This window comes from Paenibacillus sp. MABNR03 (genome assembly GCF_050455445.1).
Lineage (GTDB): Bacteria > Bacillota > Bacilli > Paenibacillales > Paenibacillaceae > Paenibacillus > Paenibacillus xylanilyticus.
This window is the reverse complement of record NZ_JBCIYR010000003.1, coordinates 702,708-729,455: the sequence shown is the minus strand read 5'-3', so window position 1 is coordinate 729,455 and position 26,748 is coordinate 702,708. Positions and strand designations below refer to the sequence as shown.

The window sequence follows — 26,748 nt, the reverse complement described above, 5'->3', positions numbered from 1 at the left end:
CTGGATCATGGTGAAGGTAAAAGTTTACACCGGATTACTGCGTGGCAGAACAACCTTCCAATCGCTGTTATCCCCAGATTTTTTCATTCCCTTTTCAAAGGGAAAAATCCGGGAATAAACGCGAACGCTTCGCTTTTACAGGTTATTTCTGCCCCTCCGTTGTCGTGTAAATTGTTAAATTCAACGGATCCCAAAGGATTCCGTCATCGACCAAAGACGGCAATTGGGGCTCCCCTTTTGGGGAACCCTGCACCTATTGCCTTAACCTCAAATTAATTGTTTTCTATTTTGGACTATGGTTTATTCAAAACGTCCGTAGAACGCATTCCGGTAAACGTCGGCCAGTTCAGTCACCAGCGGCAGTTTCGGATTAGCTGTTGTACATTGGTCTTCGAATGCACGATCGGCCAGATAGTCCACGTGAGCTTCAAAGTCTTTTGCATCGAATCCGATTTCCTGGAACGATTCCTCAATGCCCAGTGTTTTGTTCAGTTTGCGAATCGCATTGATGAGGCTGTTCACCCCTTCTTCCGTGGTACGTGCAGGCAATCCCAGAATGCGGGCGATTTCAGCATACCGCTCATCTGCTACAAAGTGCGAATATTTCGGGAACGAAGCAAATTTGGTCGGTTTTTTCGCGTTGTAACGAATGACGTGCGGCATCAAGATCGCATTGGTACGTCCGTGTGCTGTGTGGTACTGACCGCCCCATTTGTGCGCCAAGCTGTGGTTGATTCCCAGGAATGCATTGGCAAAAGCCATACCGGCAATCGTTGATGCATTATGCATTTTCTCACGTGCCAACTTGTCACCTTGCAGCGCCGATTGCTCCAGGTATTGGAATACCAGCTGGATGGCTTTGATGGCCAGGCCATCCGTATAATCATTCGCCATGACAGACACGTAGGCTTCGATCGCATGAGTCAGTACGTCCATACCTGTATCGGCTACGGCAGTTCTAGGGAGCGAATATACAAATTCTGGGTCTACAATCGCTACGTCTGGCGTCAGCTCGTAGTCTGCGAGCGGATATTTGGTGTTACCCAGATTTTTGTCTGTGATTACGGCAAACGATGTGACTTCCGAACCTGTTCCCGACGTTGTCGGAATGGCGACGAATTTGGCTTTGGATCCAAGGCGTGGATATTTGTAGATCCGTTTGCGGATATCCATGAATTTTTGCTTCAGATCGTTAAAGTCTGTATCCGGATATTCGTAGAACAACCACATGGCTTTGGCGGCATCCATTGGCGATCCACCACCAAGGGCGATAATGCAGTCCGGCTGGAAGCGATGCATCATTTCCGTACCACGGTCCACCGTCGTTGTGGATGGATCCGGCTCGACATCCGAGAATACTTCGATCGCAACCGGCATTTGGCGTTGACGAAGATAATGCTCTACTTTTTCCACATAGCCCAGTTTGACCATCATCGCATCTGTAACGATCGCTACGCGAGTAATATCAGGCATTTTGGCAAGATACTGTGTTGCTCCTTTTTCGAAGTATACTTTGTTTGGCACTTTGAACCATTGCATATTCACGGTACGGCGAGCCACCCTTTTCACGTTGATTAAGTTCACGGCAGTTACATTCGAAGAGGTCGAGTTACGTCCATACGAACCGCATCCCAGCGTCAGTGATGGCATGTTGGTATTGTAAATGTCCCCAATGGCACCGTGTGTGGATGGTGAGTTCACAATAATCCGTCCGGTTTGCAGACGATCCGCGAATTTATTGATGACTTCTTCGTTATTTGAATGGATAACCGAGGAGTGACCCATGCCGCCAAAAGCAACCACTTCTGCTGCACGCTCAATGCCTTCAGCTGCTGTTTTTACTTTATAACAAGCCAGTACCGGACTTAGTTTCTCGGCAGACAGCGGGAACTTGGTTCCAACACCTTCAATTTCTGCTACAAGAATTTTGGTGCCAGCCGGAACCTCGATCCCGCACATTTGCGCGATGGTGGACGCGGATTGACCAACGATGGCCGGGTTAACCGCACATTTCTCGGCATTGATGGCGCCTGCTGTCAGTTTCGCAGCCTCATCCTTGTTAACGAAATAACAACCGTTCGCAATCATTTTCTTTTTCACCTGATCGAAGATCGGCTCTTCAATGATGACTGCCTGCTCGGAAGCGCAGATCATGCCGTTGTCGAATGATTTGGACAAGATCAGATCTGTGACCGCCTGATTAATATCCGCAGATTTTTCGATAAAGCAAGGTACGTTTCCTGGTCCTACGCCGAGTGCCGGTTTACCGCAGCTGTACGCTGCACGTACCATCGCTGATCCACCTGTCGCCAAAATGAGTGCCACATCGTTATGATTCATCAGTGCGTTCGTACGATCCATGGAAGGATCATCAATCCATTGAATACAGTCGGCCGGAGCACCATGCTTCACGGCTGCTTCGAGCAGAATTTTGGCAGCTTCGCGGCTGCAATTCTGTGCTGATGGGTGGAAGCCAAAGATAATCGGATTACGCGTTTTGATGGAAATCAATGCCTTGAACATCGTGGTGGATGTCGGGTTGGTCACCGGTGTAATCCCCATGATGATGCCGACAGGCTCCGCTATTTTCTGGAAGCTTTCGTATTCGTTATCTTCAATGACGCCTACGGTTTTGTCATATTTGATGCTGTGGTACACATATTCTGTTGCAAATATATTTTTGGTGATTTTATCTTCATACACACCACGGCCGGTTTCTTCCACCGCCATCTTGGCGAGCATCATGTGTTTGTCGAGACCTGCCAGTGCCATGGCCTGCACGATACGGTCAATCTGTTTCTGATCCATGGACATGAATGCAGCGTGTGCTTTATTCGCTTTGTCAATTAACGTTTGAATATACTGACCTGCTGTCGGTTCTTTTGCTGGGGCGACTTCGTTCTTTACAGCCATCTCCCTCATCCTCCTAAAGGTTCGTATTGGTTTTGGTTTGTCTCTCTTCTTTACGTACACATCGTAACATGTCGAAAAGCATAATTATGTGATTATTTTCACAAAGTATAACAAATTTAATTTAAGTTTTTTGTGATTTCTTCACAGCTCATTTTCATTTCCTATTTAAACTATAGGGCTGTCAATTGCATCCTTCCCAAACGAAAGTGAATTTAATCACAATGTTTGAAATTTCGTCATTTTTGCCCCCTTCCCATGCCCCTCAAACGGTAAGATTAGGTATATACTGAACTTAAAAATTGAACCACCGCAATTTGTACCGTCCTCCCGGCCGAGATGACCCTGATCAGGACGGTAACGGTTGCGGCGAACCACGGGGCGGGAAATGCATGGGGCAGCCCCTCCGATGGACACAAAGGGGAGATAGACTTATGAGAGAACAACTAAGTGTAATGGAAAAACGCGGCAATACGAACTGTTTCTCGGAAGTGAATTTCAACCATCTGCTCGTTACCATGAAGGATCGTACTTATCCTGAAGGGACCCACCTGTACTGGGAAGGAGATGTGTCCGACAAACTTTATTATATGAAAAGGGGCCGTGCCCAGATCACCAAATCAACGGATGAAGGCAAGGAACTCATCATGTACATGTATCAGTCTGGTGATATGATTGGCCAGGCCGACCCATTCTTCGGCTCCAAGCATACGTTCTCGGCAGAAGTCCTTGAAGACAGTGAAATTGGTGTCCTGGAGCACAAAGATCTGGAGATGCTGATCTGCCAGCATTGCGACTTCGCCATTGACTTTATGAAATGGATGGGCATTCATCATCGCTTAACCCAGACCAAATTCCGGGACTTGATGTTATACGGCAAACCAGGTGCGCTCTGCTCCACCCTGATTCGTTTGTCCAATTCCTATGGCGAGCCCCATGGTGAGCATGTGATCATTCACAAAAAAATCACCCACACCGACCTGTCCAATATGATTGGTGCGACCCGGGAAAGTGTAAATCGCATGTTAAGCGATCTGCGCAAAAAGGATGCCATTGAATATGACAACGGCATGATTGTCATCAAAGACCTCAAGATGCTTCAAGGTATCTGCCATTGTGAACTATGTCCCAATGAAATCTGCCGCATCTAAGCCATAAATCCGGCATTTTCGACTCCTGCCGAGAACTGTTATGGTATGAAAAAAGCCCGTCCTCTGCCAAGGATCGGGCTTTTAGTATGTTTAAGATGCCGTTAACTGTAGCTTAACCGCATCACGAGGATTTAACTTCATATCCAAACCGTTCTCCATCAGTTCCTTGTCATTCACCATGATTACCCAGCGCTGGTTCATTCGTGGAACAACATTTTCAACCGAAACAACGTATTTGTTATTTTCCGACATTCTTACAATACCGCTGGACTTGAGTACATCACGAACCGTGCATTCCTGGATATAGACGCCCGCATATTGACGATTGAGATTTGGCATAATATTGCCGCCGCTGATCTTGAGCAGGGTTGTCTGATAGGCAACACCTTCTCCTGTACTGTCGGCGGCTTTTACGTATATGATCACTTCATCTTTGGCATGAAGCTCCTTGTCCCAATTTTCCGGATCAATATCCTTGCCGTTTAGTTTAACTGCCCAACTAAGCGAGGAATCGAGTGAAACTTCCCCTACGGATTGAATCCGTTTGCCGTCGGCTGTAAAATCGACCAGTCCGCTGTTCTGTAGGGCCTTCTTGAGCGTCAGTCCTTCACTAAAATCCCTCTTGATGGACTTCGTTGCATCAGGCAAAAAAGTACTTCCATCGACAGCCACGGTAATGGTATTGGAGGTATCGGTCTCCTTGACCACTGGCTGTTCAGAAGGCTGTGTCTCAGTACATCCGGCCAGAATAGCTAAAATAAGCAAACATAAACCGATGTAACCGGGGATCTTCTTCTTCATGTCGGTAACACCACCCTGCGTAAAAATCTTCACCCTGTTGTCCATAACTTCTATTATGGCACAACATTCATGCAAAAAAAGTGTCAATGCCGTTACTATTCTTCCATATTTCTTCCTAATAGCACAAAGAGCCCGCATTTACGGGCTCCTTCGCTCGGGTCCTTAAACCCTTTTATTCATTTACCATTTATTGAACGCAAGCCTGCATATAGGTCCTGCCTCCGTCTCCATTCTTCAGATACGGATTAAGTCCATAGAACTGCTCCTCGGATACATAAACTCCTGTCAGCAATCGCCCTTCCAACAGTTCACCATCCATCTGTACGCAGAAAGAAGGAGCAGCCACATATTCCTGATACAACGGAATCTGACCGTATGGATGATGAACCTTAAAGAGTTTGCCCTGTTCATGCAGCGGGCGTTCAGAGAAATAGGTGGGTACAATATACCGGGCAATGACGTCCAGTTCCTGTGTAGTATAGAAAGCTTCATCGCCAAGCCAAGGCGCCAGCAGCCTGATTTTTTCATATTGAGACCATACAATGGCCTGAATTAGCATCTCCGGTTTCACATTTCTTCGTTCACCTGAGGCCATGGCATAATGACCACGGGAAAACTCATTTTCGTGCTTATCCAGCATAGACTCCGGATACTTCAACTCACAACCAATGCACTTCCAGCCTGAAGAAGTCTGGATCCATTTCTGCAGGACGACCGGAGCCAGTTCCTGACCATTGCTCGTTCCTGACCGATTCCCTTCCTCAAGATCACGATTCTCCAGTCGGGGACTAACATAGTATTTGAATAGTTCCGCAGCTTTTTTGTAAATCAGATGTACCTGAATGGATGCGTTCTCAAGTTCCGCAATATCTTGTTTGCCGTAGCGTACTTCACGGGATAAGCTTTCTTCTCTCATGACAAGTGGCCTCCTCGCTCCGGCCGCCTGCGGCCATTTTTCTTAAATTATACTACAACTCGTGTCAATATGTGCAGGACCTGCAGGAAAAAGCTGGTTTCTGTCATACCAGGATACCGGAACGTGCACGTGTTACGACTTCTGATTTTATAAGACAAAAAACTCCTGATTCCCATGGAAATCAAGAGCTCTTTGTAATCAGGTCGTTCAGCCGAGCCTGGATATCTGTTGTTTAATCTACCCATTGCTCTGCCCAGTCCTGAATTTGGTTCATTACAGGCTGAAGTGCTTTCCCTTTTTCTGTTAGCTCGTATTCAATACGAACAGGCGTCTCGGGATAAACATGACGAATCAGAATACCTTCACTCTCCAGATCTTTCATCCGTTCAGATAACATCTTGTCACTCATCGACGGAATCAGATTGGAAATATCCTTGAATCGTTTTGACCCACTCATCAACGTTTGAATAATCAAACCGTTCCAGCGCTTGCCCAAAAACGAGAATGCTGTCTCAAAACGCGGACACATCCGCAAATCTTGGCCTTCCACATTAATCACCTCTTTAGAGATCACTCAACTTACATTTTGTTAGTATATTTCATAATAACACATTTACGTCTCAAAGAAAACGTCTGCCGTCAAAAAGTTAAAATTTTATAGGCATTATTCTACTTCGACTATACAACACAGTATACCTCAGGACGAATCGATGAACCATGGCAAATATCGTATAACTCGCCTATTGCTATTTTACCCAAAAAGAACCCAGCTGCCACAGTCATACTTGACTCGGAGAAGGGTTCCTCTGGTATTCCAATTCATTTGTCCGTCACGATACCAATTTTGCTGCCTAGACCAGCACGCCACCAAATGGTCTTACAGGTTCACTTCTGCCGAATTCCGGCTTGAAGCTGCGGGCAGGGTACGCCCATTTTACCGCATTGCTGATGACTCTCAGAATTTCCGGCTTGTAATACGTCGGATACGTTTCATGGCCTGGACGGAAGTAAAAGATTTTGCCTTCGCCGCGACGGAACGTACAGCCGCTCCGGAACACTTCCCCACCCTGGAAGTTGCTTACGAACACAAGTTCATCCGGTACCGGAATATCGAAGAACTCACCGTACATTTCTTCCTTTTCGAGTACAATCTTGCCTTCAATCCCGTCCGCGATCGGATGGGATGGATTGACACACCATACGATCTCCTGCTCGTCAGCTACACGCCATTTCAGATCACAGCTGGTACCCATTAATGTCTTGAACGGTTTGGAGAAATGCCCGGAATGCAGGACAATCAGTCCCATGCCGTTCAATACACGCTGTGCAACCTTCTGTGAGATCTCGTCGCTTACGCGATCATGTGCCATATGTCCCCACCATATAAGCACGTCTGTGGAATTCAGCACTTCATCACTTAATCCGTGTTCAGGCTGATCCAGTGTAGCTGTCCGAATCGCGAATCCTTCGCCGCCAAGTCCGTCTGCCAGCGCCCGGTGCAGACCATCCGGATAGACTTCTCTTACTTCATCGTGAATTTTCTCATGGACAAATTCATTCCAAATGGTGACGTTAATCATATTCAATTTCCCCCTAGTGTAACCCTAAACCCACCACATGTCTCCCAGCGGTTCCTCGATCAATACTTGCTGGAGATTTTGCACGGCTTTAGAGAATCCTTCTTCAACCGACATCAGACCGTCTTCGTGTTCAATACTTACAACATAATCGTAACCTACCAGACGCAAGGCACTGATAATATCTGCCCAAGTCTTGTTATCGTGACCGTAGCCAACCGACCGGAATTGCCAAGCACGGTCCAGCATATTCGTGTAATCCTGCATATCTGTCAAACCATATTTGTTTACGTTCACCGGATCAATGGTTGTATCTTTTGCATGGAAGTGATGGATGGCACCCTCGCGTCCGAGAATGTGGATCGCCTGCACAGGATCAATTCCTTGCCACCACATGTGACTTGGATCCAGGTTGGCACCAATGACCTCACCAGCAGCTTCACGCAGTCTCAGCAATGTAGCTGGGGTATGCACCGAGAATCCGCCGTGCAGTTCCAATCCAACCTTCACATTGTGATCAGCTGCAAACTTGCCCCACTCTGTCCAGTAAGGAATCACTTTGTTTTCCCATTGCCATTTCAGAACTTCCTGGAAGTCATTCGGCCATGGGGCAACAGGCCAGTTCGGATATTTCGCATCTTCATGGTCTCCCGGACAACCGGAGAATGTATTGACTACTGGAACTTCCAGTTTTTGAGCCAATTGAACGGTTTTGACGAAATCATCGTGGAAACCTTTAGCGATATCTTTTTGTGGATGCAGCGGGTTACCATGACAGCTAAGTGCGCTGATGGTCAGACCGCGCGATTCCACCGCGTTTTTGAAGTTTTTCAGTGCTGCCTCATTGTTCAAAAGCTCCTCCGGATTACAATGTGCATTGCCCGGGTGACCTCCAGTTCCGATCTCCACTGCTTTCAAGCCCTTGGATGCTACGTAATCAAGTGCATCCTCCAATTTACGTCCTCCGAATAATACCAAAAATACGCCGAGTTTCAAGTGCGATTCCTCCCTGGATTAAATGTCGTATAATTGCTGATTAAATGAACCAAGAACTGCATAAATGTACCGTTCAGATCACAAGTTTGTCTTAATAGTGTGGAAAATCAAGAGCGTTTCTATCCTGAAATTAAACGTAACAATACTGGTTATTCCCGTGGAAGAACCATCCTTATGTGCTGGCACTTACTTCACTTTGAACATGTGATTGCTAATGCGATTGTACAATTTCTGTCTGATCTTCATCCGTTTTGGTTGCTGCAATTGGATCATAGGTGCTCTCAAGCATGATGTGCTTGCCCTCTAATGAAGAGCGCTGGAATGCGTGCATGGCTTCAAGCACGTGATATGCAAGCTTGCCGCTGGCTTTGTGTTCACGTCCGGCACGAATGGATTCGACCATTTCGGTAACACCAATTCCACGTTCATTTTGTCTGCTCTCGAAAACTGGGGTTACCGTCTCCCACGTGTCCTGACCGAATCTGCGCAGCTTCACTTCCCCATTGAAGAAGTTGGGGTCAGGTACACTCAGCGTGCCTTCAGTGCCGTAAATCTCAATTCGCGGCAGGTCCGATGCTCCACGGATATCGAAGCTGGTAATCATCGTTGCAATGGCACCGTCCGTAAAATCGATGGTCCCTGCCAGATGGGTCGGAGTCTGTACCCGCAGAGGCGTCCCTTCTTTCGGACCCGATCCAATGACGCGATCCGTAATCTGGATGCCTGCAGAGGAACTGATTCTCCGAATCGGTCCAAGCAGTGTAACCAGGGCGGTCAGGTAGTAAGGTCCCATATCAAACATAGGTCCGCCTCCGGCAATGTAAAAGAACTCCGGATCGGGATGCCATGCTTCTGGTCCGCCACCCATGAAGAATGAAGTAGCCGCAATCGGCTTCCCGATCATACCATCTTCAATGGCCTGACGTGCAGTCTGGATGCCCGACCCAAGGAAGGTATCTGGTGCGGATCCGACATACAGCCCCTTCTCTTCAGCAAGCTCAATAACCTTGCGACCGTCTTCTAGAGAAATGGCCAGCGGTTTCTCGGCATACACATGTTTGCCTGACTCGAGCACAGCCAGATCGGTCATGGCATGACTGCCAGGTACCGTCAGGTTCAGCACAAGCTCGATTTCCTTATTTTGCAGCAACTCATCTACATTGTAAACGTTTGCGATATTAAATTCATCTGCCCGTTCCTGAGCGCGTTCACGAATCAAGTCCGCTACAGCTACAACTTCTATAAGGGGACTGTTTTTGAGATTCTCCAGATAGATGGCGCTGATGTTTCCGCACCCGATGATGCCTGCTTTTATTTTCTCCAATGTGACGTTCATCTCCTTACGCATGGTGAGAAGCTGTGCATGAATGTTGTGCCTTGAATTTAATACTATGGTATTCCGTTTTGGGTTCAATTAAAATGAATAATATGATCGAAACATGAACTATCTGGTCATAATTTTCAAATTGCAAGGAGTATGCCAATGCCGACCGATTATTCCTGCCAGGTTCTTACAGCAGGCTTCTCATTTCACCGCAAACCCTATGCGGGTATTCATCCCGAAGGGGTTAAGAATTATCTTATGAGGCTGCAAACCGATGGACGCTGCCGGGCACGGATCAATGGCGAGATGTCACTCATTGATGCGGGCGATCTGCTTCTTTTCAGTCCGGACGAGCCTTATGAACTCAAAGTAGACAATGAACGCAATCCAATGGGGGAACGGCTTGTAGAGAGCGGTGACTACCATATCTTTTTCAATGGCTCCTGGGTGGATGAATGGTGGGAACGCCACAAGAGGCCTAACCGGATTAAGGTCGAACTGACCGAAAGCCTGCTGACCCTGTTCCGTCAACTCGTGCTGGAGCAGCGCCGAATCTCCAATCCGTATCCTGAGATCTCAAGTTACTACATGCGTATCCTGTGTTTGGAAGTGGACCGACTGCTCGCTGAGCATCCAACGATTACGAATACCAATTATGTGGCATATGAAATAAAAAATTATATCGAGGAGAATGCTTCCTCCCTGTTCAAGCTTGAAGATGTGGCAACTCATGTTGGCATCAGCGTTTCACGCGGAGTTCACCTCTTCAAAGAAGCGTTTGGCAAAAGCATTATGCAATACACCCTGGATGTACGGCTGAACATGGCCAGAGAACGGATCATTTTCAGTCCGATGACACTGGAACATGTAGCCGAATCGTCCGGATTTAACAATTATACGTATTTCCACCGCGTCTTCCGCTCCCGGTTCGGCATGTCGCCCAAGGAATTTCGCCTTATTCACCGGGAACAGATGTAAGGTATCATACGTCAATTCTGCTTATTTCCGCGCAGCGATCGCCTCGGATACGACCATGGCCAGATCTTCGTTGCCAAACATGGACAACACACCCAGAACGGTATGGTCGGGGATCTCCCCGGCTTCCTCTTTCGGCACAACCAGCTTCAGCACTTGCTGCAGTCGTTCATTGCTCTGCTGGTCAGGATAGGCTTGCCGGTACATCTCTTCTGGGTCCAGTCCGTGATTGGCACACCACTGGGCGAAGACCAGAATCATCATTTCCTCTTCCTGTTTATAGGTTTCAACGACCGCTTCCTCGATTTGTTTCCTGCGTTCTTTTTCATATTCATCCATGATGTCGTTCCTCCATATAGTTATTCTCATACCATTTGCAAAAACATTATTTTCGAATTAGCTGCTCAGCCAGTTCATGGCTATCCATCACATGACTCGCACTAATGATACAATCGTCGGGTGTATTCAGGTTGGCCAGAAAATGATCCACGGCCCCGCTAAACCCTCTACGGGTTAATACGGAATCCCAGCTGCCGAATGTTTCCTTGCGTTCAAGTTCTCCACGTTCCGAATATCTAGCTGTTTCCATATTTAGGACTTCTACCGATCTACCGCCGCCGTGGAGTTCGATCTTCTCCAGATCAGCCCCCGCCTCACGTACCATTTCAAACTGGCCATAAGCTTTTCTTCCAAGCTTGGCTGATCCTGCAGCATGCAGCAGCTGGTTCAGTTCATTCTTGCGTACCCATTGATGAACCAGTTCCACATTGTGATCTGAATACCATAACAACAGATCCAGCATATGAATCAGATCGTCATAGATGGTTTCTGCTGCAGGGCGATCCTGAATGCCTGTCCGATGCTTCGTTAACGTCAGGGATTCGTATCCTTGTCCGCCCTCCATCCATGCTTTCGCTTTTTGATACATAGGTGCGAATCTGCGATTAAATCCCACGGCGAGCAGCAACCCCTGTGCCTCGGCAAATGCAGTCATCTCTTCCGATTCACGGAGCGTGTAGGACAGCGGCTTATCCACATATACAGCCAGTCCCCATTCCAAACATTGCATCACAATATCAAAGTGTGCTTCCGTCGCTGTATGTACAAACACGGCATCCAGATCCCAGGATAACAGTTCTTTGAGATCCGTCGTTCCGTTGTCTAATCTATACGTATGCTGAATAGCCTTGACCGGCTCGGCTGATCGGTTCATTATCCCTGCAATCTCCACTTCCGGATGAGCGGTTAGGAGGGGCAAATACACTTTACGTGCAATATCCCCGAGTCCGATGATCGCAGCACGGGTTCGCTTTGTTGTTTCCATGATAAGCATTCCACCTTCAGATGAGTTCTAAGTTCCACGTCCTATAGTGTAACCCTTCAGGCAGCAACATGCCAGTGATCAGCAGGAGACCAGGAATGGATTATCCGGTTCATGGGCGAACGTGGTACACTTGGGAAGAAAGGCTTATAGGAACAGGACGTTCGAAGAATATCCTGACCTGAAAGGAGCGTTTGGGATTTGCGAAAATGGTTATGGCTCCTGTTATATGTTTTGCTCGCCGGAGTCACGTTTATTTACAGATATGAACTGCTGGCATGGACCGATCTGAATCCGTCCATCCCTCTTCTTATTGGAATAGCAGCATTGTTTGCCCTGGTTCCCGTCATTCCCTACAAGTTTGTTATTGCAGCGTTCGGGTACAGTTACGGCACCACGACAGCAGCTTGGGTATGCTGGGTGGGTACCACGCTCGCAGCGCTTCTCGTTTACGCCGGGGCCAGATATGTTTTTCGCAAACAGGCCAGAGCTTACCTGGATCGCATCCGTGGACTGAATCGGTTCACCAACTGGATGGAGGCTCATCCTTTCATGGGCGTCATGTCGCTTCGATTGCTGCCTGTTGTACCTCAAACCGCGGTCAATATTTATGCTGGCATTACCTACACGCCATTTTGGGTCTTCATGGCCGCCACAGCCATTGGCAAGATGCCTGCGATTTTTGTTTTTGCCTATGCGGGTGCTCAAGCGGAAACATCCATCTGGCTAAGTTTGCTCATTCTGGTGGGATATCTGGGATTTATGAGCATTGTTTTGCTGCTGTTCCGTTTTCGTTCGCGAAAAAAAGTCTGAATCATTTTTATCCGAAATGCATCTCATGACAGTCATTGTCCTGGTCCGGCTTGGTTGGCTTGCCAATTCAGGATATAATAGAAGAGCAAGCCAAATTCTTGTGTAACAAATTTCAATAAATACGGTAGCGAGTGATCGAAAGGGAGCGACTTTTGGCTTTGGATGAATGTCCAAAACAAGCGAAGCGACAGCTCGAACACGAGCACTGGATCTTCATCAGAAATGGAGTGAATATAGCATGGAACAACATTCAATTGAAAAAGCAACGTTTGCAGGCGGATGCTTCTGGTGTATGGTATCCCCCTTTGAGGAACTGCCTGGTATCCATAAAATTGTATCGGGTTATACAGGAGGACATACCGAGAATCCCACGTACGAGGAAGTCTGTTCGGAAACAACAGGACATGTTGAGGCCGTTCAAATCACGTTTGACCCTGCCATCTTCCCTTATGAAAAACTCGTTGAGTTGTTCTGGCAGCAGATTGATCCAACCGATACGGGCGGTCAATTCCATGACCGGGGTTCATCCTACCAGACGGCAATTTTCTATCACAGTGAGGAACAGCGTCAGATTGCGGAAGCTTCCAAGGCGGCTCTGGAGCAGAGCGGACGTTTTGACAAGCCCATCTTCACACCCATTTTGCCTGCCAAACCATTCTACGAGGCCGAAGAACACCATCAAGACTACCATCACAAAAACCCGGCTCACTACAAACGGTATCGCAAGGGATCTGGACGCGAAGATTTCATCGAGCGCAACTGGTCGGGCAATGTGGATAAAAGTAATCTGAAAGAGCGTCTGACGCCGCTGCAATTCGAAGTAACCCAGAATAATGCAACGGAACCGGCGTTCCACAACGAGTTCTGGGATCACCATGGCGATGGAATCTATGTGGATATCGTCTCTGGCGAGCCTCTGTTCAGTTCCACTGACAAATACGACTCCGGCTGCGGCTGGCCAAGCTTCACGCGTCCATTGCGTGACTACAACGTGAAGGAAAAAACAGACCTCAGCCACTTCATGATTCGTACCGAAGTCCGAAGCCGTGAAGGAGATTCCCATCTGGGGCACCTGTTCAACGACGGTCCTGCCGAAGCTGGAGGCATGCGGTATTGCATTAATTCGGCGGCTCTTCGCTTCGTACCGAAGGAAGACCTGCAAAAAGAGGGGTACGGCGAATACGCTGTTCTTTTCAAGTAACAGGGTTCAAGTAAGGGCCGTGAACCAAACCACATTCAAAAATGGCAAGAGCAGCGGGCTGTGTCCGCTGCTCTTTTTTTCGTGCAAATTTTCTGGGAGTATAGGTGTAAAGAGTTCGAATGGATTCAGATGCGTAAATACAGGACGACGGGGGATTAATGAATCTACATCCAACCAACGACCCAGCCGATCCAGTAGGCAAACGGAATCAACAACAACTGTGCCAGAAGAGTGCCGAATAAACGGGAAACCAGCATACAGCCATAGATCTGATTCATTCGATCCAGGCGGATCTCACCTCGCAGTGATTTGTCACTGAGCAGGGAAATTCGCGGATCAATCAGGATGGTCAGCAAAATGGTGGCAATTCCGTTGATTAACCCGGTCGATTGGGATGCAGCCACTGCCTGCCCTGGATAAAGGTACGCTGCGTACAAACTGGATAATACACCCGTCGTATAAATGGCTGTTACCGCTACATTTAGCGTCATTAAGCGCCTCGGCATCCCATGTTGTACTAATCGCTTAGCCATCTTCCAGGAAGGTGGCGTAATATAATAGGCTGCGTTTCTGATCTTGGTACCGTTCAACATCCCCCGAACCATCGACGGAATGGACCCGGCTGCTTCAAAATGCACAACCATTCTGGACGCGAGCTTCACCATGGTCGGAAAACACAATATGGCGATTGCGGTTCCCGCTGTCGCCGCACCCATCAGCCAGTGCAGCTGCGCAGCAAAGTTTGTGTTTCCTCCACTCGCTGCGGTATCCACCAGATTCCCTACCATCGGTCCCTGAGCCATGTTGGATGTTCGGGAGACCAGCAGCAAGATCCCTGACAAAGACAGGGCCAGTGCAATTCTGCGGGTTCGCAGCCCACCAAGGCGAAGCGCATAGGACAGGCTGTCTGCGGTATGAATAAGCATGGTAAACAGCATGGGAATAGCCAAACTCAGACTGAACATATGGTTTGAACTCCTTTATCTTCCTGTTATTGTACCTTTTTATGTATGTGACAGCATTATACTCCCCCAGCTAGCAAAAGTATAGAAATGGCAGTTCCCATAGGATGATTCATTACCGTTCTCCCACCGCCGAATTGTCGTTTATCCCTCCTCCCACAGGGTAATATACAACTAACTCATTATTATTACAGGAGGGATTCAGGCATGCCTTGGAATAAACATGATTATCCAGTATCCATGAAAAATCTGGAGCCTCGCGTCAGACATAAGGCAATTGAAATTGCCAATGCCTTGTTGGATGACGGGTACGAGGAAGGACGCTCAATTGCCATTGCGACTTCCAAAGCCGAGGAGTGGGATGAGAATCATCCCACATCAGATTCATCCCATTCGGACAAATCATCCGATCATAACAGATCATCTTCTGGACGACATCACTCAGAACCGATATCCTCATCGAAAAGCCATGACAATATTCACGTGGTGCCTACGGATTCAGGCTGGGCGATTAAGGAAGAAGGCAAATCCGGGCATGTATCGACGTTCGATACAAAAGCCGAAGCCGTGGACGCCGCCAAAGAAATCAGCAGCAAACGGAACATTCGGGCCATTATTCATAATCAGGATGGACAGATTGCCTCTTCCATCAAATCGTGACAGTTTGGGAACGCCATACTCTTGGACCCGTGTGAGGTATACAATCGATCGTTAGAGTATAAAGCAAAAAAAGTCCTTTTCACCGCCGCTCAGGCAGTCAAAAGGACTTTTTTTGTGGTCTCCATTAATGGGTGACCCCTCTAGCTACCGAAGCTCGAGGTGCAGAGGTACTCACTACCTTGGCTGCAGAAGGCATCGTCACCTTCACAGCTGAAGTTGTCACCGTCCGGCGAGCCGGAACACTGACCACGTACGTAATGACTTTACTGGCAATCCACACGGCCAGAATGGTATATAAAGTTTCTTTTACCGGAAGAAAGAAAAGGGATAATCCCAGCACAAACGCATCGCTGACAAAGAAAACTGTTCCGAGTTTCCATCCCTTCCAGCGGCTAACCAGCACGGCGAGTATATCGTCTCCGCCTGTCGCTCCGCCGAAACGAAGCACAATTCCTGCCCCTATACCCGTCAGTACACCGGATAAGACTGCTGGAATCCACAGGTTACCGCCAAACGACATCACAAGTGTTGAGTATCGCTCAAAGCCGTCATAGAACAGGGAGAATGCACCGACGCCAATCAGCGCCTGAATCATGAACTTCCAGCCCTTGATGAACCAGGCCAGAATCATGACCGGAATATCGAGCAGCAGCATGCCGATGGCAGGTGATAATCCTGTCGCATATTTTCCGAGCAGGGCCAGACCGACAAATCCGCCCTCCGATAAATGATTCTGAAAATTAATGTGATAGTAGGCGAATGCCAAAATAAAAGTACCGAGCAGCATGATGACGAGCTTTCCCGCCTCAGCCTTAACGTGTTGTTTTGTTAACGATGTTCTCTTCATTCAGGTTCCCTCGCAGTTTGTAGGTTGGTTTAAACCGACCGTACCCTGCAAAAGGCAAGCCTGGAAGAAATCATCGTATTTGTCCTTCGAATATTCATTCCAATCCCCTCTTTCGCAGAGTCAGCCGTTTTTTGAATACGGTTGGTTTACTCTACAAGGGGCGCTATGTGTATGAGAGATCGTAACGTTTCCAGATCGTCCTTGGGGAGATTGTCCTTCGGGAACTCATGGTATCCTGATCCTTTCTGTCTGTTGTGGTTAGCTATGCCAATTAAACGTATACTTTACACTAACCACTTCGATTGTAGCCCATCTTCCGATCGCTGTTATCCCCGGATTTTTTTGATTCCCTTTCCTAAGGGAAAAATCCTGTGATAAAGGCGAGCACTTCGTTTCTTCAGACGGTCTACACTCTCCGTTAACGTGTAAAGGTTTAGTTTAAACTTCTATAGCTAACTTGCTTGTTCTTCTATTATATACCACCGACGAGTGCGGGTCTAAACAGCAGACCCTCCAAAAAAGCGCATAAAGCAGGTTCTTGACTGCTCCAGCAGTCAAACAGCCACACCAGGACAATCAATGCTTGCTAATGGTGCAACCTGCTCCTTCATTCTATGACCAATGACTCCGAATATAACTGTCAGTCACCCAACTGTGACAATTTGGGTCCAATTTTTATATTTGTGCGAATTTTGAAGGAATCATCGGCCGCTTCCACATACACTATAGCAAACGAAAATCGGCTTATTCTTGTCCGGGTGCAGACGTTTTCAAACTTACTCTGCTTTTTATGGTATAATATAACAATTGATTCCCACTACCGTTTAAGCGAGGCGGATTGATGAAAACGTTAAAGCCAAGAGTCTTTATTGGCTGCTCGCTGGAAGCGAAGCCGATTGCAGCCGCAGTACACGAAAACTTGCGTTTCTCTGCCGAAGTTACTCCTTGGTACTCCGGTGTTTTTAATCCAAGCAGCTACACCATGGACGATCTGGAAACTGAGGTACGCACGACAGACTTTGCCATTTTTATCTTTCATCCGGATGACATATCCAAGATTCGCGGGAAGTACTATGCATCTGTCCGAGATAATACAATGCTTGAAATGGGTCTGTTTATGGGCCGCTTGGGGCGAAAGCGTATTTTTTTCATTCTTCCTGAGGATATTACGGACATCAAGGATGCCACAAAAGTTGAAGGATTGCGCATGCCTACAGATCTGCTGGGATTGAATCCACTGGTCTATGAAATTCGTTCGGATGGGAAGTGGGCGCCAGCCGTTTCGGTCGCTTGTTCCAAAATCGCTGACAGTATTGAAGAACAGGGGCGCTGGAGTGATCCGGAATTGGAAGAAATCATCACCCGGCATAAAGTGGCTGAAGGAGAAGCACGTTTGCAATTGCTCAAGCTGCTGCGATTCTTCAGAGAATTGCTGCGGGTTCGCAAAGCCGATGCCGCCATGCTTAATCGGATGAGCGATGCCCTTCGTACAGCTTTTGTGTCCCATCCTCCATTCGCAGTACGTGGTACAGCCATATACCGGACAGATGACAGTGGTTATATCGAGCAATTATGTGGTAATGTAGGAGAACCGGGGAGAAAATATGAACTGTCTGCCAACGACGACTTGCAGCCAGATGACCCCAAGCGCATTCTGGTCATTGATTCTTACCGCGAAAATAAAATCAAGATTAACCTGTATGACGATTACCTTGAGAAAGAATATCTGCTATGCTATCCTGTAGCCAAGAGGTATGTGATTACGGTTCATATTATTGGACATATAGAAGCGGATGAGGCGGTATTTCAACAGATTGATTTACAAAATCGTCAACTGTTTAACGCCATCAACGATTTGTTAGGAGGCGAACCGGAATGAAACCGGAAATGAAAAAAATAAGCAAGCGCTGGGGCAGCGAGAAAAAGGTACGCCTCAGTTCTGCGCCCGAATCATCACGACCGGTTCCGGAACCCAAGGAAGAAGATCGTTTCCACAAACCGGCCGTACCGCTAATTACGATTGGCCCTTCACTGAAGGGGAAGGAACGCCCCTATAAGGTTATCCTGGAAAAAGAAGCATTGTACGAGAAGCCCCAATATTTGGCTTAACATGCTAAGCAACGTTCTCAAGCCTGCCGCTGAATCGGCAGTCATGGATAGGCCCCGCCGCCCAAGGCAGGGGCTTTTTTGTTGGAATCTTTTGTTTAGGTTGCAGTCCTTTTCCCACAACGTGATGGAAAGACCGCAAAATTAACTTCGGGAAGCATCAGCTACTCTTTTACGTCCTTAGGTTTCCTGCAAAACCCAAAAATTATACCTTATTTTGGAGCTGACTTGTCCTGCCCTCCCGCCTTCAATCGTCGTACATGACCTGCAGAAAAACCGCTCCAATTTTTTCCGGTTGTATTCCGTATCATCATTGCATATATTGATTATAATATAAGAACATACGTTCTGTAAATATAAAACATGTTCGAATTCAAGGTTAAGGAAGTGAATGTATGTCATCCTCCCCTTCCGCCCCATCCCCCGCGGATGAAGACCACCGTTTGGTTAAAGGCCTTGTTGTACGTACCCTGCTGCTGGATGTGCTTGAACGGGATATTCGTACTCTGGATACACTGCTGTTGAAAATGCCTGAAGTCTACGTCCTGTCCCTGAATCGGATTCAAAATCAGGTACTCAAAGAAATGCTGGCGGTTCGTAAACAGATGCGCAAACGTGGTGTCAAGATTCTTGAAGAGAAACGTGAAACGGAAGGAATTGAAACGATCTATCTGTGCAGAGGATACTGGCAGCGATTCTACATGCTGTGGACATTCGCGCGTAATGAAGTTAAACAAGAACTCAGCCGGCATCTAAACATTGATCTGACACAGCGACTATAGGATGAATTGGAATACAGGTTGACCCGGGAAGGCCGAGTTCATTAAGATGGAATGGAGCGCCCAGACTTCTCTGGTTGAAATTCCTTCATACGTCTCAACACTCAAGGAGCTGTACTTTATGAATTCGAGTTCGATTAACCAAATATCCAGATATATTGGCGTTGCCGCAGATATCACCGAACTGATCGGGCAGACACCCGCTGTAAGACTGAACAGGCTCACAGGTAACGACTCTGCTGACGTATATGTCAAACTGGAATATTTCAATCCAAGCGGCAGCGTCAAGGACCGAGCTGCCTATAACCTAATCGTTCAGGCTGAACGTGCAGGACTTCTGCTCCCCGGAGCGACAATCATCGAACCAACCAGCGGCAACACCGGGATCGGTCTTGCAATGAATGCTGCTGCCAAAGGCTATAAAGCCATTCTCGTCATGCCGGATAATATGTCCAAGGAACGCATCAATATTCTGAAAGCCTACGGTGCAGATGTGGTACTTACCCCTGCGGCTGAACGGATGCCTGGGGCGATCCGCAAAGCGAAGGAGCTTCACGCTGACATTCCGGGCAGCTTCATTCCTCAGCAATTCGAAAATCAAGCCAATCCCGACATTCACCGGGTTACCACCGCACCCGAAATTGTGCAGCAGATGGAAGGCAAGCTCGACGCCTTCATTGCCACTGCGGGAACGGGCGGAACCATCACCGGAACCGGAGAAGAGCTGCGCAAGCAGCTGCCGGGCATCCGGATCTATGCGGTGGAGCCCAAAGGTTCACCCGTGCTGTCCGGCGGCGAGCCCGGGCCACACAAGCTCGTCGGTACAAGTCCCGGATTCATACCGGACATTCTGAATACCGACGTGTGGGATTCCATTATCCAGGTGTCCGATGAGGATGCACTGGATACGATGCGGCAGCTTGCTGCACGAGAAGGGCTGCTGCTCGGCCCTTCATCCGGTGCTTCGGTGTGGGCCTCCCTTCGCATTGCGAAGGAACTGGGGCCGGGGCACCGGGTGCTCTGCATTGCGCCGGATACCGGGGAACGGTATCTGAGCATGGGTATTTTTTAACATCACAGAAAGAGCTCTTCGCAAAAAAACGGCTCCTGCCAAAATAAGCTGTTGCTCTCTTACAGACGGTTAATCCGCAGAGAACAGGAACTTAATTCGGTAAGGAGCCGTTCAATTTCTAAAAATATACGAAATTAGTGTGTCAGCGTCGTCCATTCGACACCTTTGGGAAGCAGGGCTGCAATGCGGTCTTTGGCTTCCTTTTTGGTATACAGCGATTCATCAAGAATGGCCGCAGAACCCGAATCACTGCTCGTCCGGATCAAACGTCCCAGACCTTGTTTCACGCGCAGGAGCATATATGGAAGATCGATTTCTTCATAAGGCGCTTCCGATGCACTGCGTTTTGCGTTAAATACAGGATCCTGTGGTGGATATGGAAGCGACCAGATCATGACATTGGATAATGAAGGTCCTGGAACATCCAGCCCTTCCCACAAATTGACGGAGCACAGCACACTTTCCTCGTCCTGTTGGAACGCCGCGATCAAGTCACTGATTTCCCGATCTCCCTCGTACATAAAGCGCAGTCCTTGGGCTTCAGGAATATGAACAATGTCCTGTTTAAACGTGCGCAGCTCCTCCATAGTACGGAACAGAATGAGCGCACGGCCTCCACTCTCCTGCAGCAAGGACACCGCGTCCCGCAACCGATTTTCGTTTTCCGGGTGACCTGGTATAGCTTCATCTGTAATTTTCATCTGCATTTTGTCCGCATAGTCATATGGAGAAGCAACGGAGAACGATACAAAATCATTAATTCCCAGGCTGTCTGCCACATAACGGAACGAATTGTCCACAGATAGCGTCGCGGAAGAGAATACGATGGGGATGCCTGTATTGAACACACGCTCGTTCAGGATTTCCTTTACCGTGCGTGGCATGATGGACAATGTCGTCTCATCTTCATTCTCTTCAGCCCAGCAGATGTACCCGTCTTCCTTGCGGAAGAGGGACAGCGCGGTCTGAATCATGTCCAAATGCTCTTCCACAACACGCATCTGATACCCATCGAGCGAGAACAAGCCGCTCTCAAACACCAACTCTTCGCCAATGGCATCCAGCACACTGGTCAGGCGTTCAATCTCACGCAGCAGCGGTGCCTCCACCCGAACTTCCTTCCGATCCGATCCGGGAATAGCCACCGTGTACGTATCCAACAGCGCAAACAGTCGTTCACTGCTCTCAATCGCTTCATCTACACGTTCGGCAAGCGATTCACGAATCTCCCCTTCCAGGAGCCGGGTTACCAGTTCCTCGAAGATGCGGTGCTTCAGTTTGTAGCTCAGTGCGTTCAGGGCTGCTTCTTCCAGCAGATGCCCTTCATCAAATACAACCGAGCTGTGATCTGGCAGCAGTGGCAGTTGTCCCTCGCGTTTGCGAGCCTCATAGGTCCACACATGCTCCATGTAATAGTCATGGGAACAGATGATGATGTCCTTGGAACGACGGTAATGGTCGCGAGACAGCGTTAGGCCGCAGCGTTGACGTTTTGGACAGACGAAGCAATCCTGGAACGGGTCCCAGTTGATTTTGTTCCACTGGCGATCATTCAGATGCGGGTACTGTTTGCGATCACCATACGGATGAAAAGCCTGAAGTGTACCCGGCGTATTCACAAAATCCGGTAGACTCTCATGCACTTCTTCAATGACAGGCGCATCCTCGTCCGCGAATCTCACTGCACTTAATTTGTTCAGACAAACGTATTGATCGGGTGACTTGCCGAGACGGGCGTCCACTTGCAAATCCAGATGCTCAGCAAGCTTCGCAATATCTCCGCCTGGCTTCACCAGTTGTTCTATCAATGACTCATCGGCACAGGCAATCACTGCCGGTTTGCCCGTATAACGCGCATAACAGACCGCGTAGAGCAGGTAGACTAATGTCTTGCCTGTTCCTACACCGGCCTCAGCCATAATGGTCTTTTTATCTCCATAGGCCCGTTCGAGCTGGTACGCCATAAAAATCTGTTCATCCCGTACCTCAAAGCCGGACTCTGGCAAAATATCGTAAAACACATCGGCAACCCATTCCCCCAAACGGGATACAAAAGGTTCTGCCGGATCATATGCAAAAGGATAACGTTGTGTAGACAATCCTTGGTCAGCCTCCATTCTTATACAAGCGGTCCCCGTTCTGTTTCCGTTCAAAAAAAGGCCGCTGGGCAAAAGTTAATTATCCCACGTCATGAAGTGGGTGACAAGCTTTTTTTACTACGATGCATATATAATTTAGAAAAAATATACATTCGAATCCATCATAGGAGTAGCAGTGCTCCATGAATAACCATTCTTCACAACCAGCGCATTCCCCAGACTCGGCACAATGAGACATTAACGGATCGACAGGGTCATCCCATCACAGTTAATCAAAATGTTCGAACCGTTGGCAGCCGGAGACCAACTACGCTGGAACTCTCACTTTCTCAAAAGGATCACCCATTTTGACCGTGAACGCATTCCTGAGCAGGTTGTCCATGCCCGTGGCGCTGACGCTCAAGCCCTATTTAAAGTAGAAAACTTCACTTTTACACAGGTCCGCTCTCCTCTTTTAAAACAGCTACAGGTTCATTTCGGTGGATCATGTGTTTTTCTCATGCCATTTCTTAGATCACGGGTTCCTATCCACGTTCATATTGGACGATTGGTCGTTAAATCAGGGTTATCAGCTAATGAGAGGATTATACATTCCCACTTCAACAGGCTACGTTCAGGGCTGTAATGCTTGATGCATCAGCTTGTATAGCTCACCCAATCAAATGATTATTGATGATAACGCTTACAACATTTACCATGGACCTGTGCCACAACGAATTCCATATCCCATTAACCAAGGAGGTTTGCGTAATGAAATTATTCCCTTTTTCTTCTGCTCATGCATCTGCACCCGCTGAACGTTCGTTGAAATCGAAAATGGCCCACATCTGCCTGAGTGCCGCTTTTCCTCTATTATTGATCAGTAGTGGATCAGCTGGTGCGGTGGAACTCATGGAGAACGGCGTGACAAATCCCACTGAATCCGTAGCTGCACCCACTGCCGTACTTACAGCAGGTGACTTGTACGTAGCTCCTAACGGATCGGCAAGCAATCCAGGGACGCTCGAAAGTCCAACAACACTGGCAAACGCACTGACCCAGATCGCTCCAGGCAAAACCATCTATCTGCGTGGTGGAACCTACAACTTCTCGGAAACAATTACAATTGAAAGAGGCAACAGCGGTACATCGGGACAGCGGAAAAGTCTGGTCGCCTACGGATCGGAAAAGCCTGTCTTCGATTTCTCGGCCCAAGCCTTCGCCTCCACGAATCGGGGCCTGCAAATGTTTGGAGATTACTGGCTCGTTAAAGGGCTAGAAGTAAAGGGTGCCGGCGACAACGGTATCTTTATCGGGGGCAGCTACAACCGTCTGGAGCAGATCGAGGCTCATCATAATCGGGATACAGGCATTCAGTTAGGCCGTTATGCGTCCACCGCCGCCAAGAGTGAATGGCCTGCTTATAATGAAGTCATCCGGTCCTATTCCCATGACAATTACGATCCGGATAATGGCGAGGATGCAGATGGCTTTGCCGCGAAATTGACCGTTGGCCCGGGCAACCTTTTCGATGGCTGTATTGCAGCCTACAATGTGGATGATGGATGGGATCTGTACAGTAAAACGGATACGGGTGCTATTGGTGTCGTGACGATCCGCAATAGTATTGCCTACGCCAATGGTGCAACTTCGGACGGCACCTCCACCACCGACAGTGACGGAAATGGCTTCAAACTGGGCGGTGAGAAAATCGCCGTGAATCATATTGTGGAGAACAGTATTGCCTTCAACAATAAAAAGCATGGCTTCACGTATAACAGCAACCCCGGCTCCATTCAGATGAAAAATAACACGTCCTGGAAAAATGGCCAAAGCAACTTTGCCTTCGATTTAGGCACACATATCTTCACGAACAACCTGTCCTTCGAAGGCGGTGCCAGTGACAAAACAAGCGGAACGGACGTCGGCAGCACCAACGTCTGGTGGAAAAACAAAAAGAGCGTGAACGGCAAAGGCCTGCTTGCAAGCGCAGCCGACTTTGTCTCCCTTGTGCCCTCAGTAACCCGGAGCAGCGATGGAACGCCTGTGCTGGGCAATTTCCTGAAACTTGCAGGCGGCAGTGATCTCATTGGGTCAGGTACGCCTTCAGGTACAAATATTGGGGCACGATAAAAGATAATAAGAGATTAAAAGCAAAATCCCCTTCTCATACCAGCCCAATCGGCGGTATTGAAGAAGGGGATTTTTGAATTACTGTAAAATAATTGCCCGGTAAGAGTTCTGAGTTGGCTTATCCAAACGTGACAACAAACTGCTCACCATATGTACATTTAAAAGCAATAGTAGTACAACAGACTACTTTCCCCCTGGGTATATGAAAACATACGTGCTCTCGTCGGATAGCTCTTCTGAAAAACAAAAGTCTAACTGATCAAAGTTTCTGATATCCCTCACATCTGTAATCTGGCGCTCTGCCATATGCCGTACCATTTCGCCTCTGGCCATCTTGGCACGGGTTGCCTTTTCAACAACCTTCCCATCGACCATTTGTCCGAAAACACAAGTGATAAACCGGGTTTCCTCTCTCAGAAAAGGCGTGATGTTTTTGCTATACTCTTTGGAAGCTAAATTCAGAATACAGTTGCTTTCCGACTGAAGCTGATCTGCTAATTTGCTGCCCCAAAATTGATAGAGGGAACTAAACCCCGGACCTTGCAACTTGCCCTGCATCTCCAACCTATAGGGTGTAACTCCATCCGAAGGTCGTAACATGCCATAAAAACCGGATAATATGCGCAAATGCTGCTCCAGATACGCCAGTTCTTCCTGCTGAAAAACACCCGCTGCCATATATTGATACTGAATGCCCTCATAGGCATAGATGGCTGGCGTAAGATTGGCTTTTACATTCATTTTTCGAATCCGTTCCATGTTCTGTTCGGCGATTGCATCATTACACTTCCATAACGCCTTGAGCTCGTCATAGGATAACTTTTGGAGTACACTCAACAGTTGTTCTGACTCGTTTATAAAACGCGGCATCTGCGCGCTGGTCATAAGATCGGTATCGATCTTCATCTTTTTGGCAGGTGATATGATAATTCTCATCGTGCTGATCCATCCTTAATCTACCGTTGTTTTTATCGTTATCCATTGTACAGGATTGGACAGGCGAATCCAATGGTGAAGCATATTTTCCTCTCTTGCCTTTGTAAAATAACATGGAACAAACAGACTGTAGTATAGGTTACATTTCGAAATGAACAATCAATCGAACCCGCTTTGTCTGGCATAGGTCCTTGCTACTAGACAAAGAAAAAACTTATCAATATGTTATTAGCTGAAGTTGGGCCCATATTCTCATGGTCACCATGAGCTGTTTTGTTATGATTATATACGATGTGTTTGAATTGCTATTTTCCAAAGAGAAAGGGTGCCGCTTTTTATGTTTGTTTTTCATTTACTGTTCGCTCTCGCACTTTTGGGCGGTTCGGGCAGCTCCAATGATGCCACATCTGCACAACTGGAAATCAATCCGTTACAGCCTCACCCTGCTGATTCTGAACTTGTTTTAGAATCCGGTTTAAAGCCTTTCCGGTCTGAACTAACCTACAAAGGACTTAAGCCAGATTATAATCCATTCGAGCAGGCCGCCAGCGATCTTCAGGACAAGCTTTTTGAAAGTGCACCATCTCCGCTTCTATCTGAACCCGGAGATACAGGTACATTTGATTACGGCGGACAATTCAAATTGTTAAACGCTGTCCCTCTGAAGCAGCAAAGTATTGAATTCGGACCATTAACTATTCATATTATGGATGTTCAATTGTTAGAGGCTCGTGGGATTCCTGAGGATTCCCGAGAAAACATTTCTATTCTGAATCAAGAAGATATCGGTCCTGATATGACTTATATCAAAATCATCTACAGTGTAGAAAATACAACGGATCAAAATATCGGATTTTACGGTTTGAATTCCATTCATCCGAACACGGGTTATCCCATCTCAGCAGATCGTAATTTCATGAGGAAACCTTATGTTTATCATCAATATGACGGCGTAGTCATGGATAATATGGGCTATGGTTTAGTATATACAGATGACCCCGACAAGCTGGAATCCATTGAATTGGTTTTCAATAGAATCTATGACTACGACACCGGAGAAACCATTGTAGAGCCTACTTCGTTGAATATTCCTTTCACGGTCCAAAAGTAATATTAAACTGATATTTGCTTCAAATGCTAAGATATCATTTGTCAACGATATAATAATGGTTAAACCCCAGCCACGTACC

General features: G+C 47.6%; 24 protein-coding genes and 1 pseudogene. 12 read left to right on the top strand and 13 right to left on the bottom strand.

The window, feature by feature from the left end; all coding sequences use genetic code 11:
* Positions 1-300: 300 nt before the first annotated feature.
* The gene (gene adhE / locus AAIH57_RS18475) at positions 301-2,913 is read right to left on the bottom strand and encodes a bifunctional acetaldehyde-CoA/alcohol dehydrogenase (protein ID WP_175395627.1); all 2,613 of its coding nucleotides are present in this window, start codon (positions 2,911-2,913) and stop codon (positions 301-303) included.
* A 431-nt stretch (positions 2,914-3,344) separates the two neighbouring features.
* Between adhE and AAIH57_RS18470 the strand changes: the two genes are divergently transcribed.
* The gene (locus AAIH57_RS18470) at positions 3,345-4,061 is read left to right on the top strand and encodes a Crp/Fnr family transcriptional regulator (RefSeq protein WP_175395628.1); all 717 of its coding nucleotides are present in this window, start codon (positions 3,345-3,347) and stop codon (positions 4,059-4,061) included.
* A gap of 90 nt (positions 4,062-4,151) precedes the next feature.
* Here AAIH57_RS18470 and AAIH57_RS18465 read toward each other — a convergent pair whose 3' ends face one another.
* The 6 genes from AAIH57_RS18465 to AAIH57_RS18440 all read right to left on the bottom strand — a co-directional run bounded on the left by AAIH57_RS18465 (position 4,152) and on the right by AAIH57_RS18440 (position 9,675).
* On the bottom strand, positions 4,152-4,862 hold the full coding sequence (locus AAIH57_RS18465; protein ID WP_430022601.1) for a hypothetical protein: 711 nt from the start codon (positions 4,860-4,862) through the stop codon (positions 4,152-4,154).
* Positions 4,863-5,049: 187 nt separating this feature from the next.
* Complete coding sequence (locus AAIH57_RS18460) at positions 5,050-5,778, bottom strand: hypothetical protein (protein ID WP_175395630.1); 729 nt, start codon at positions 5,776-5,778, stop codon at positions 5,050-5,052.
* Positions 5,779-6,010: 232 nt separating this feature from the next.
* A complete protein-coding gene (locus AAIH57_RS18455; protein ID WP_148565210.1) occupies positions 6,011-6,307 on the bottom strand; it encodes a winged helix-turn-helix transcriptional regulator in 297 nt (98 codons plus the stop codon).
* Positions 6,308-6,629: 322 nt separating this feature from the next.
* Positions 6,630-7,358 (bottom strand): ThuA domain-containing protein, encoded by a 729-nt coding sequence (locus AAIH57_RS18450; RefSeq protein WP_413035503.1) that lies wholly within the window; start codon positions 7,356-7,358, stop codon positions 6,630-6,632.
* 24 nt (positions 7,359-7,382) lie between these two features.
* Entirely contained in the window at positions 7,383-8,351 is a 969-nt protein-coding gene (locus tag AAIH57_RS18445; protein WP_175395632.1) for a sugar phosphate isomerase/epimerase family protein, read from the bottom strand.
* A gap of 211 nt (positions 8,352-8,562) precedes the next feature.
* Positions 8,563-9,675 (bottom strand): Gfo/Idh/MocA family protein, encoded by a 1,113-nt coding sequence (locus tag AAIH57_RS18440; protein ID WP_175395633.1) that lies wholly within the window; start codon positions 9,673-9,675, stop codon positions 8,563-8,565.
* Between the two features lie 159 nt (positions 9,676-9,834).
* Between AAIH57_RS18440 and AAIH57_RS18435 the strand changes: the two genes are divergently transcribed.
* Positions 9,835-10,653, top strand: coding sequence for a helix-turn-helix domain-containing protein (locus AAIH57_RS18435; RefSeq protein ID WP_430022600.1), 819 nt, complete (start codon positions 9,835-9,837; stop codon positions 10,651-10,653).
* Between the two features lie 21 nt (positions 10,654-10,674).
* Here the strand turns inward: AAIH57_RS18435 and AAIH57_RS18430 are convergent, their stop codons facing one another.
* On the bottom strand, positions 10,675-10,989 hold the full coding sequence (locus tag AAIH57_RS18430; protein ID WP_430022599.1) for a hypothetical protein: 315 nt from the start codon (positions 10,987-10,989) through the stop codon (positions 10,675-10,677).
* Between the two features lie 46 nt (positions 10,990-11,035).
* Complete coding sequence (locus AAIH57_RS18425) at positions 11,036-11,974, bottom strand: Gfo/Idh/MocA family protein (RefSeq protein ID WP_430022598.1); 939 nt, start codon at positions 11,972-11,974, stop codon at positions 11,036-11,038.
* 198 nt (positions 11,975-12,172) lie between these two features.
* Here AAIH57_RS18425 and AAIH57_RS18420 point away from each other — a divergent pair, with 198 nt between their 5' ends.
* Together AAIH57_RS18420 and msrA are read left to right on the top strand one after the other, a co-directional pair.
* Positions 12,173-12,784 (top strand): TVP38/TMEM64 family protein, encoded by a 612-nt coding sequence (locus tag AAIH57_RS18420; protein ID WP_175395637.1) that lies wholly within the window; start codon positions 12,173-12,175, stop codon positions 12,782-12,784.
* Positions 12,785-13,022: 238 nt separating this feature from the next.
* Positions 13,023-13,985, top strand: coding sequence for a peptide-methionine (S)-S-oxide reductase MsrA (gene msrA / locus AAIH57_RS18415; RefSeq protein ID WP_175395638.1), 963 nt, complete (start codon positions 13,023-13,025; stop codon positions 13,983-13,985).
* A 164-nt stretch (positions 13,986-14,149) separates the two neighbouring features.
* Here msrA and AAIH57_RS18410 read toward each other — a convergent pair whose 3' ends face one another.
* On the bottom strand, positions 14,150-14,950 hold the full coding sequence (locus AAIH57_RS18410; protein WP_430022597.1) for a lipid II flippase Amj family protein: 801 nt from the start codon (positions 14,948-14,950) through the stop codon (positions 14,150-14,152).
* A gap of 204 nt (positions 14,951-15,154) precedes the next feature.
* Between AAIH57_RS18410 and AAIH57_RS18405 the strand changes: the two genes are divergently transcribed.
* The gene (locus tag AAIH57_RS18405) at positions 15,155-15,607 is read left to right on the top strand and encodes a DUF2188 domain-containing protein (protein ID WP_430022596.1); all 453 of its coding nucleotides are present in this window, start codon (positions 15,155-15,157) and stop codon (positions 15,605-15,607) included.
* 124 nt (positions 15,608-15,731) lie between these two features.
* Here the strand turns inward: AAIH57_RS18405 and AAIH57_RS18400 are convergent, their stop codons facing one another.
* On the bottom strand, positions 15,732-16,454 hold the full coding sequence (locus tag AAIH57_RS18400) for a YitT family protein (protein WP_175395641.1): 723 nt from the start codon (positions 16,452-16,454) through the stop codon (positions 15,732-15,734).
* A gap of 841 nt (positions 16,455-17,295) precedes the next feature.
* Between AAIH57_RS18400 and AAIH57_RS18395 the strand changes: the two genes are divergently transcribed.
* The 4 genes from AAIH57_RS18395 (at position 17,296) to cysK (ending at position 20,411) form a co-directional block, all read left to right on the top strand.
* Entirely contained in the window at positions 17,296-18,333 is a 1,038-nt protein-coding gene (locus AAIH57_RS18395) for a nucleotide-binding protein (RefSeq protein ID WP_175395642.1), read from the top strand.
* Positions 18,330-18,563 (top strand): hypothetical protein, encoded by a 234-nt coding sequence (locus AAIH57_RS18390; RefSeq protein ID WP_095290332.1) that lies wholly within the window; start codon positions 18,330-18,332, stop codon positions 18,561-18,563. The genes AAIH57_RS18395 and AAIH57_RS18390 overlap by 4 nt, the downstream gene beginning before the upstream one ends.
* A 392-nt stretch (positions 18,564-18,955) precedes the next feature.
* Positions 18,956-19,342 (top strand): hypothetical protein, encoded by a 387-nt coding sequence (locus AAIH57_RS18385; RefSeq protein WP_430022595.1) that lies wholly within the window; start codon positions 18,956-18,958, stop codon positions 19,340-19,342.
* A 118-nt stretch (positions 19,343-19,460) separates the two neighbouring features.
* Positions 19,461-20,411, top strand: coding sequence for a cysteine synthase A (cysK, locus tag AAIH57_RS18380; RefSeq protein ID WP_430022594.1), 951 nt, complete (start codon positions 19,461-19,463; stop codon positions 20,409-20,411).
* Between the two features lie 134 nt (positions 20,412-20,545).
* On the opposite strand, the gene AAIH57_RS18375 is transcribed toward cysK, so the two are convergent.
* Positions 20,546-22,528, bottom strand: coding sequence for an ATP-dependent DNA helicase (locus AAIH57_RS18375; protein WP_430022593.1), 1,983 nt, complete (start codon positions 22,526-22,528; stop codon positions 20,546-20,548).
* A 174-nt stretch (positions 22,529-22,702) separates the two neighbouring features.
* On the opposite strand from AAIH57_RS18375, the pseudogene AAIH57_RS18370 reads away from it, so the two are divergent.
* Positions 22,703-22,925: pseudogene (locus AAIH57_RS18370) on the top strand (catalase); the annotation flags it as partial.
* A gap of 476 nt (positions 22,926-23,401) precedes the next feature.
* Positions 23,402-24,622 (top strand): right-handed parallel beta-helix repeat-containing protein, encoded by a 1,221-nt coding sequence (locus AAIH57_RS18365; protein ID WP_430022724.1) that lies wholly within the window; start codon positions 23,402-23,404, stop codon positions 24,620-24,622.
* Between the two features lie 183 nt (positions 24,623-24,805).
* Here the strand turns inward: AAIH57_RS18365 and yaaA are convergent, their stop codons facing one another.
* Positions 24,806-25,558 carry a peroxide stress protein YaaA gene (gene yaaA, locus AAIH57_RS18360; protein WP_430022592.1) on the bottom strand — a complete coding sequence of 251 codons (753 nt, stop codon included), beginning with the start codon at positions 25,556-25,558 and terminating at the stop codon, positions 24,806-24,808.
* Between the two features lie 337 nt (positions 25,559-25,895).
* Between yaaA and AAIH57_RS18355 the strand changes: the two genes are divergently transcribed.
* The gene (locus AAIH57_RS18355) at positions 25,896-26,669 is read left to right on the top strand and encodes a hypothetical protein (protein WP_430022591.1); all 774 of its coding nucleotides are present in this window, start codon (positions 25,896-25,898) and stop codon (positions 26,667-26,669) included.
* Positions 26,670-26,748: the final 79 nt, after the last annotated feature.

What these genes read in the sequence shown, in the direction of transcription:
- AAIH57_RS18450 (WP_413035503.1), bottom strand. Translation starts at nt 7,358, where the DNA reads ATGATTAACGTCACCATTTGGAATGAATTTGTCCATGAGAAAATTCAC.
- cysK (WP_430022594.1), top strand. Translation starts at nt 19,461, where the DNA reads ATGAATTCGAGTTCGATTAACCAAATATCCAGATATATTGGCGTTGCC.
- AAIH57_RS18395 (WP_175395642.1), top strand. Translation starts at nt 17,296, where the DNA reads ATGAAAACGTTAAAGCCAAGAGTCTTTATTGGCTGCTCGCTGGAAGCG.
- msrA (WP_175395638.1), top strand. Translation starts at nt 13,023, where the DNA reads ATGGAACAACATTCAATTGAAAAAGCAACGTTTGCAGGCGGATGCTTC.
- AAIH57_RS18430 (WP_430022599.1), bottom strand. Translation starts at nt 10,989, where the DNA reads ATGGATGAATATGAAAAAGAACGCAGGAAACAAATCGAGGAAGCGGTC.
- AAIH57_RS18365 (WP_430022724.1), top strand. Translation starts at nt 23,402, where the DNA reads ATGGAGAACGGCGTGACAAATCCCACTGAATCCGTAGCTGCACCCACT.
- AAIH57_RS18405 (WP_430022596.1), top strand. Translation starts at nt 15,155, where the DNA reads ATGCCTTGGAATAAACATGATTATCCAGTATCCATGAAAAATCTGGAG.
- yaaA (WP_430022592.1), bottom strand. Translation starts at nt 25,558, where the DNA reads ATGAGAATTATCATATCACCTGCCAAAAAGATGAAGATCGATACCGAT.
- AAIH57_RS18385 (WP_430022595.1), top strand. Translation starts at nt 18,956, where the DNA reads ATGTCATCCTCCCCTTCCGCCCCATCCCCCGCGGATGAAGACCACCGT.
- AAIH57_RS18435 (WP_430022600.1), top strand. Translation starts at nt 9,835, where the DNA reads ATGCCGACCGATTATTCCTGCCAGGTTCTTACAGCAGGCTTCTCATTT.
- AAIH57_RS18410 (WP_430022597.1), bottom strand. Translation starts at nt 14,950, where the DNA reads ATGTTCAGTCTGAGTTTGGCTATTCCCATGCTGTTTACCATGCTTATT.
- AAIH57_RS18390 (WP_095290332.1), top strand. Translation starts at nt 18,330, where the DNA reads ATGAAACCGGAAATGAAAAAAATAAGCAAGCGCTGGGGCAGCGAGAAA.
- AAIH57_RS18425 (WP_430022598.1), bottom strand. Translation starts at nt 11,974, where the DNA reads ATGGAAACAACAAAGCGAACCCGTGCTGCGATCATCGGACTCGGGGAT.
- AAIH57_RS18400 (WP_175395641.1), bottom strand. Translation starts at nt 16,454, where the DNA reads ATGAAGAGAACATCGTTAACAAAACAACACGTTAAGGCTGAGGCGGGA.
- adhE (WP_175395627.1), bottom strand. Translation starts at nt 2,913, where the DNA reads ATGGCTGTAAAGAACGAAGTCGCCCCAGCAAAAGAACCGACAGCAGGT.
- AAIH57_RS18460 (WP_175395630.1), bottom strand. Translation starts at nt 5,778, where the DNA reads ATGAGAGAAGAAAGCTTATCCCGTGAAGTACGCTACGGCAAACAAGAT.
- AAIH57_RS18465 (WP_430022601.1), bottom strand. Translation starts at nt 4,862, where the DNA reads ATGAAGAAGAAGATCCCCGGTTACATCGGTTTATGTTTGCTTATTTTA.
- AAIH57_RS18375 (WP_430022593.1), bottom strand. Translation starts at nt 22,528, where the DNA reads ATGGAGGCTGACCAAGGATTGTCTACACAACGTTATCCTTTTGCATAT.
- AAIH57_RS18455 (WP_148565210.1), bottom strand. Translation starts at nt 6,307, where the DNA reads ATGTGTCCGCGTTTTGAGACAGCATTCTCGTTTTTGGGCAAGCGCTGG.
- AAIH57_RS18470 (WP_175395628.1), top strand. Translation starts at nt 3,345, where the DNA reads ATGAGAGAACAACTAAGTGTAATGGAAAAACGCGGCAATACGAACTGT.
- AAIH57_RS18355 (WP_430022591.1), top strand. Translation starts at nt 25,896, where the DNA reads ATGTTTGTTTTTCATTTACTGTTCGCTCTCGCACTTTTGGGCGGTTCG.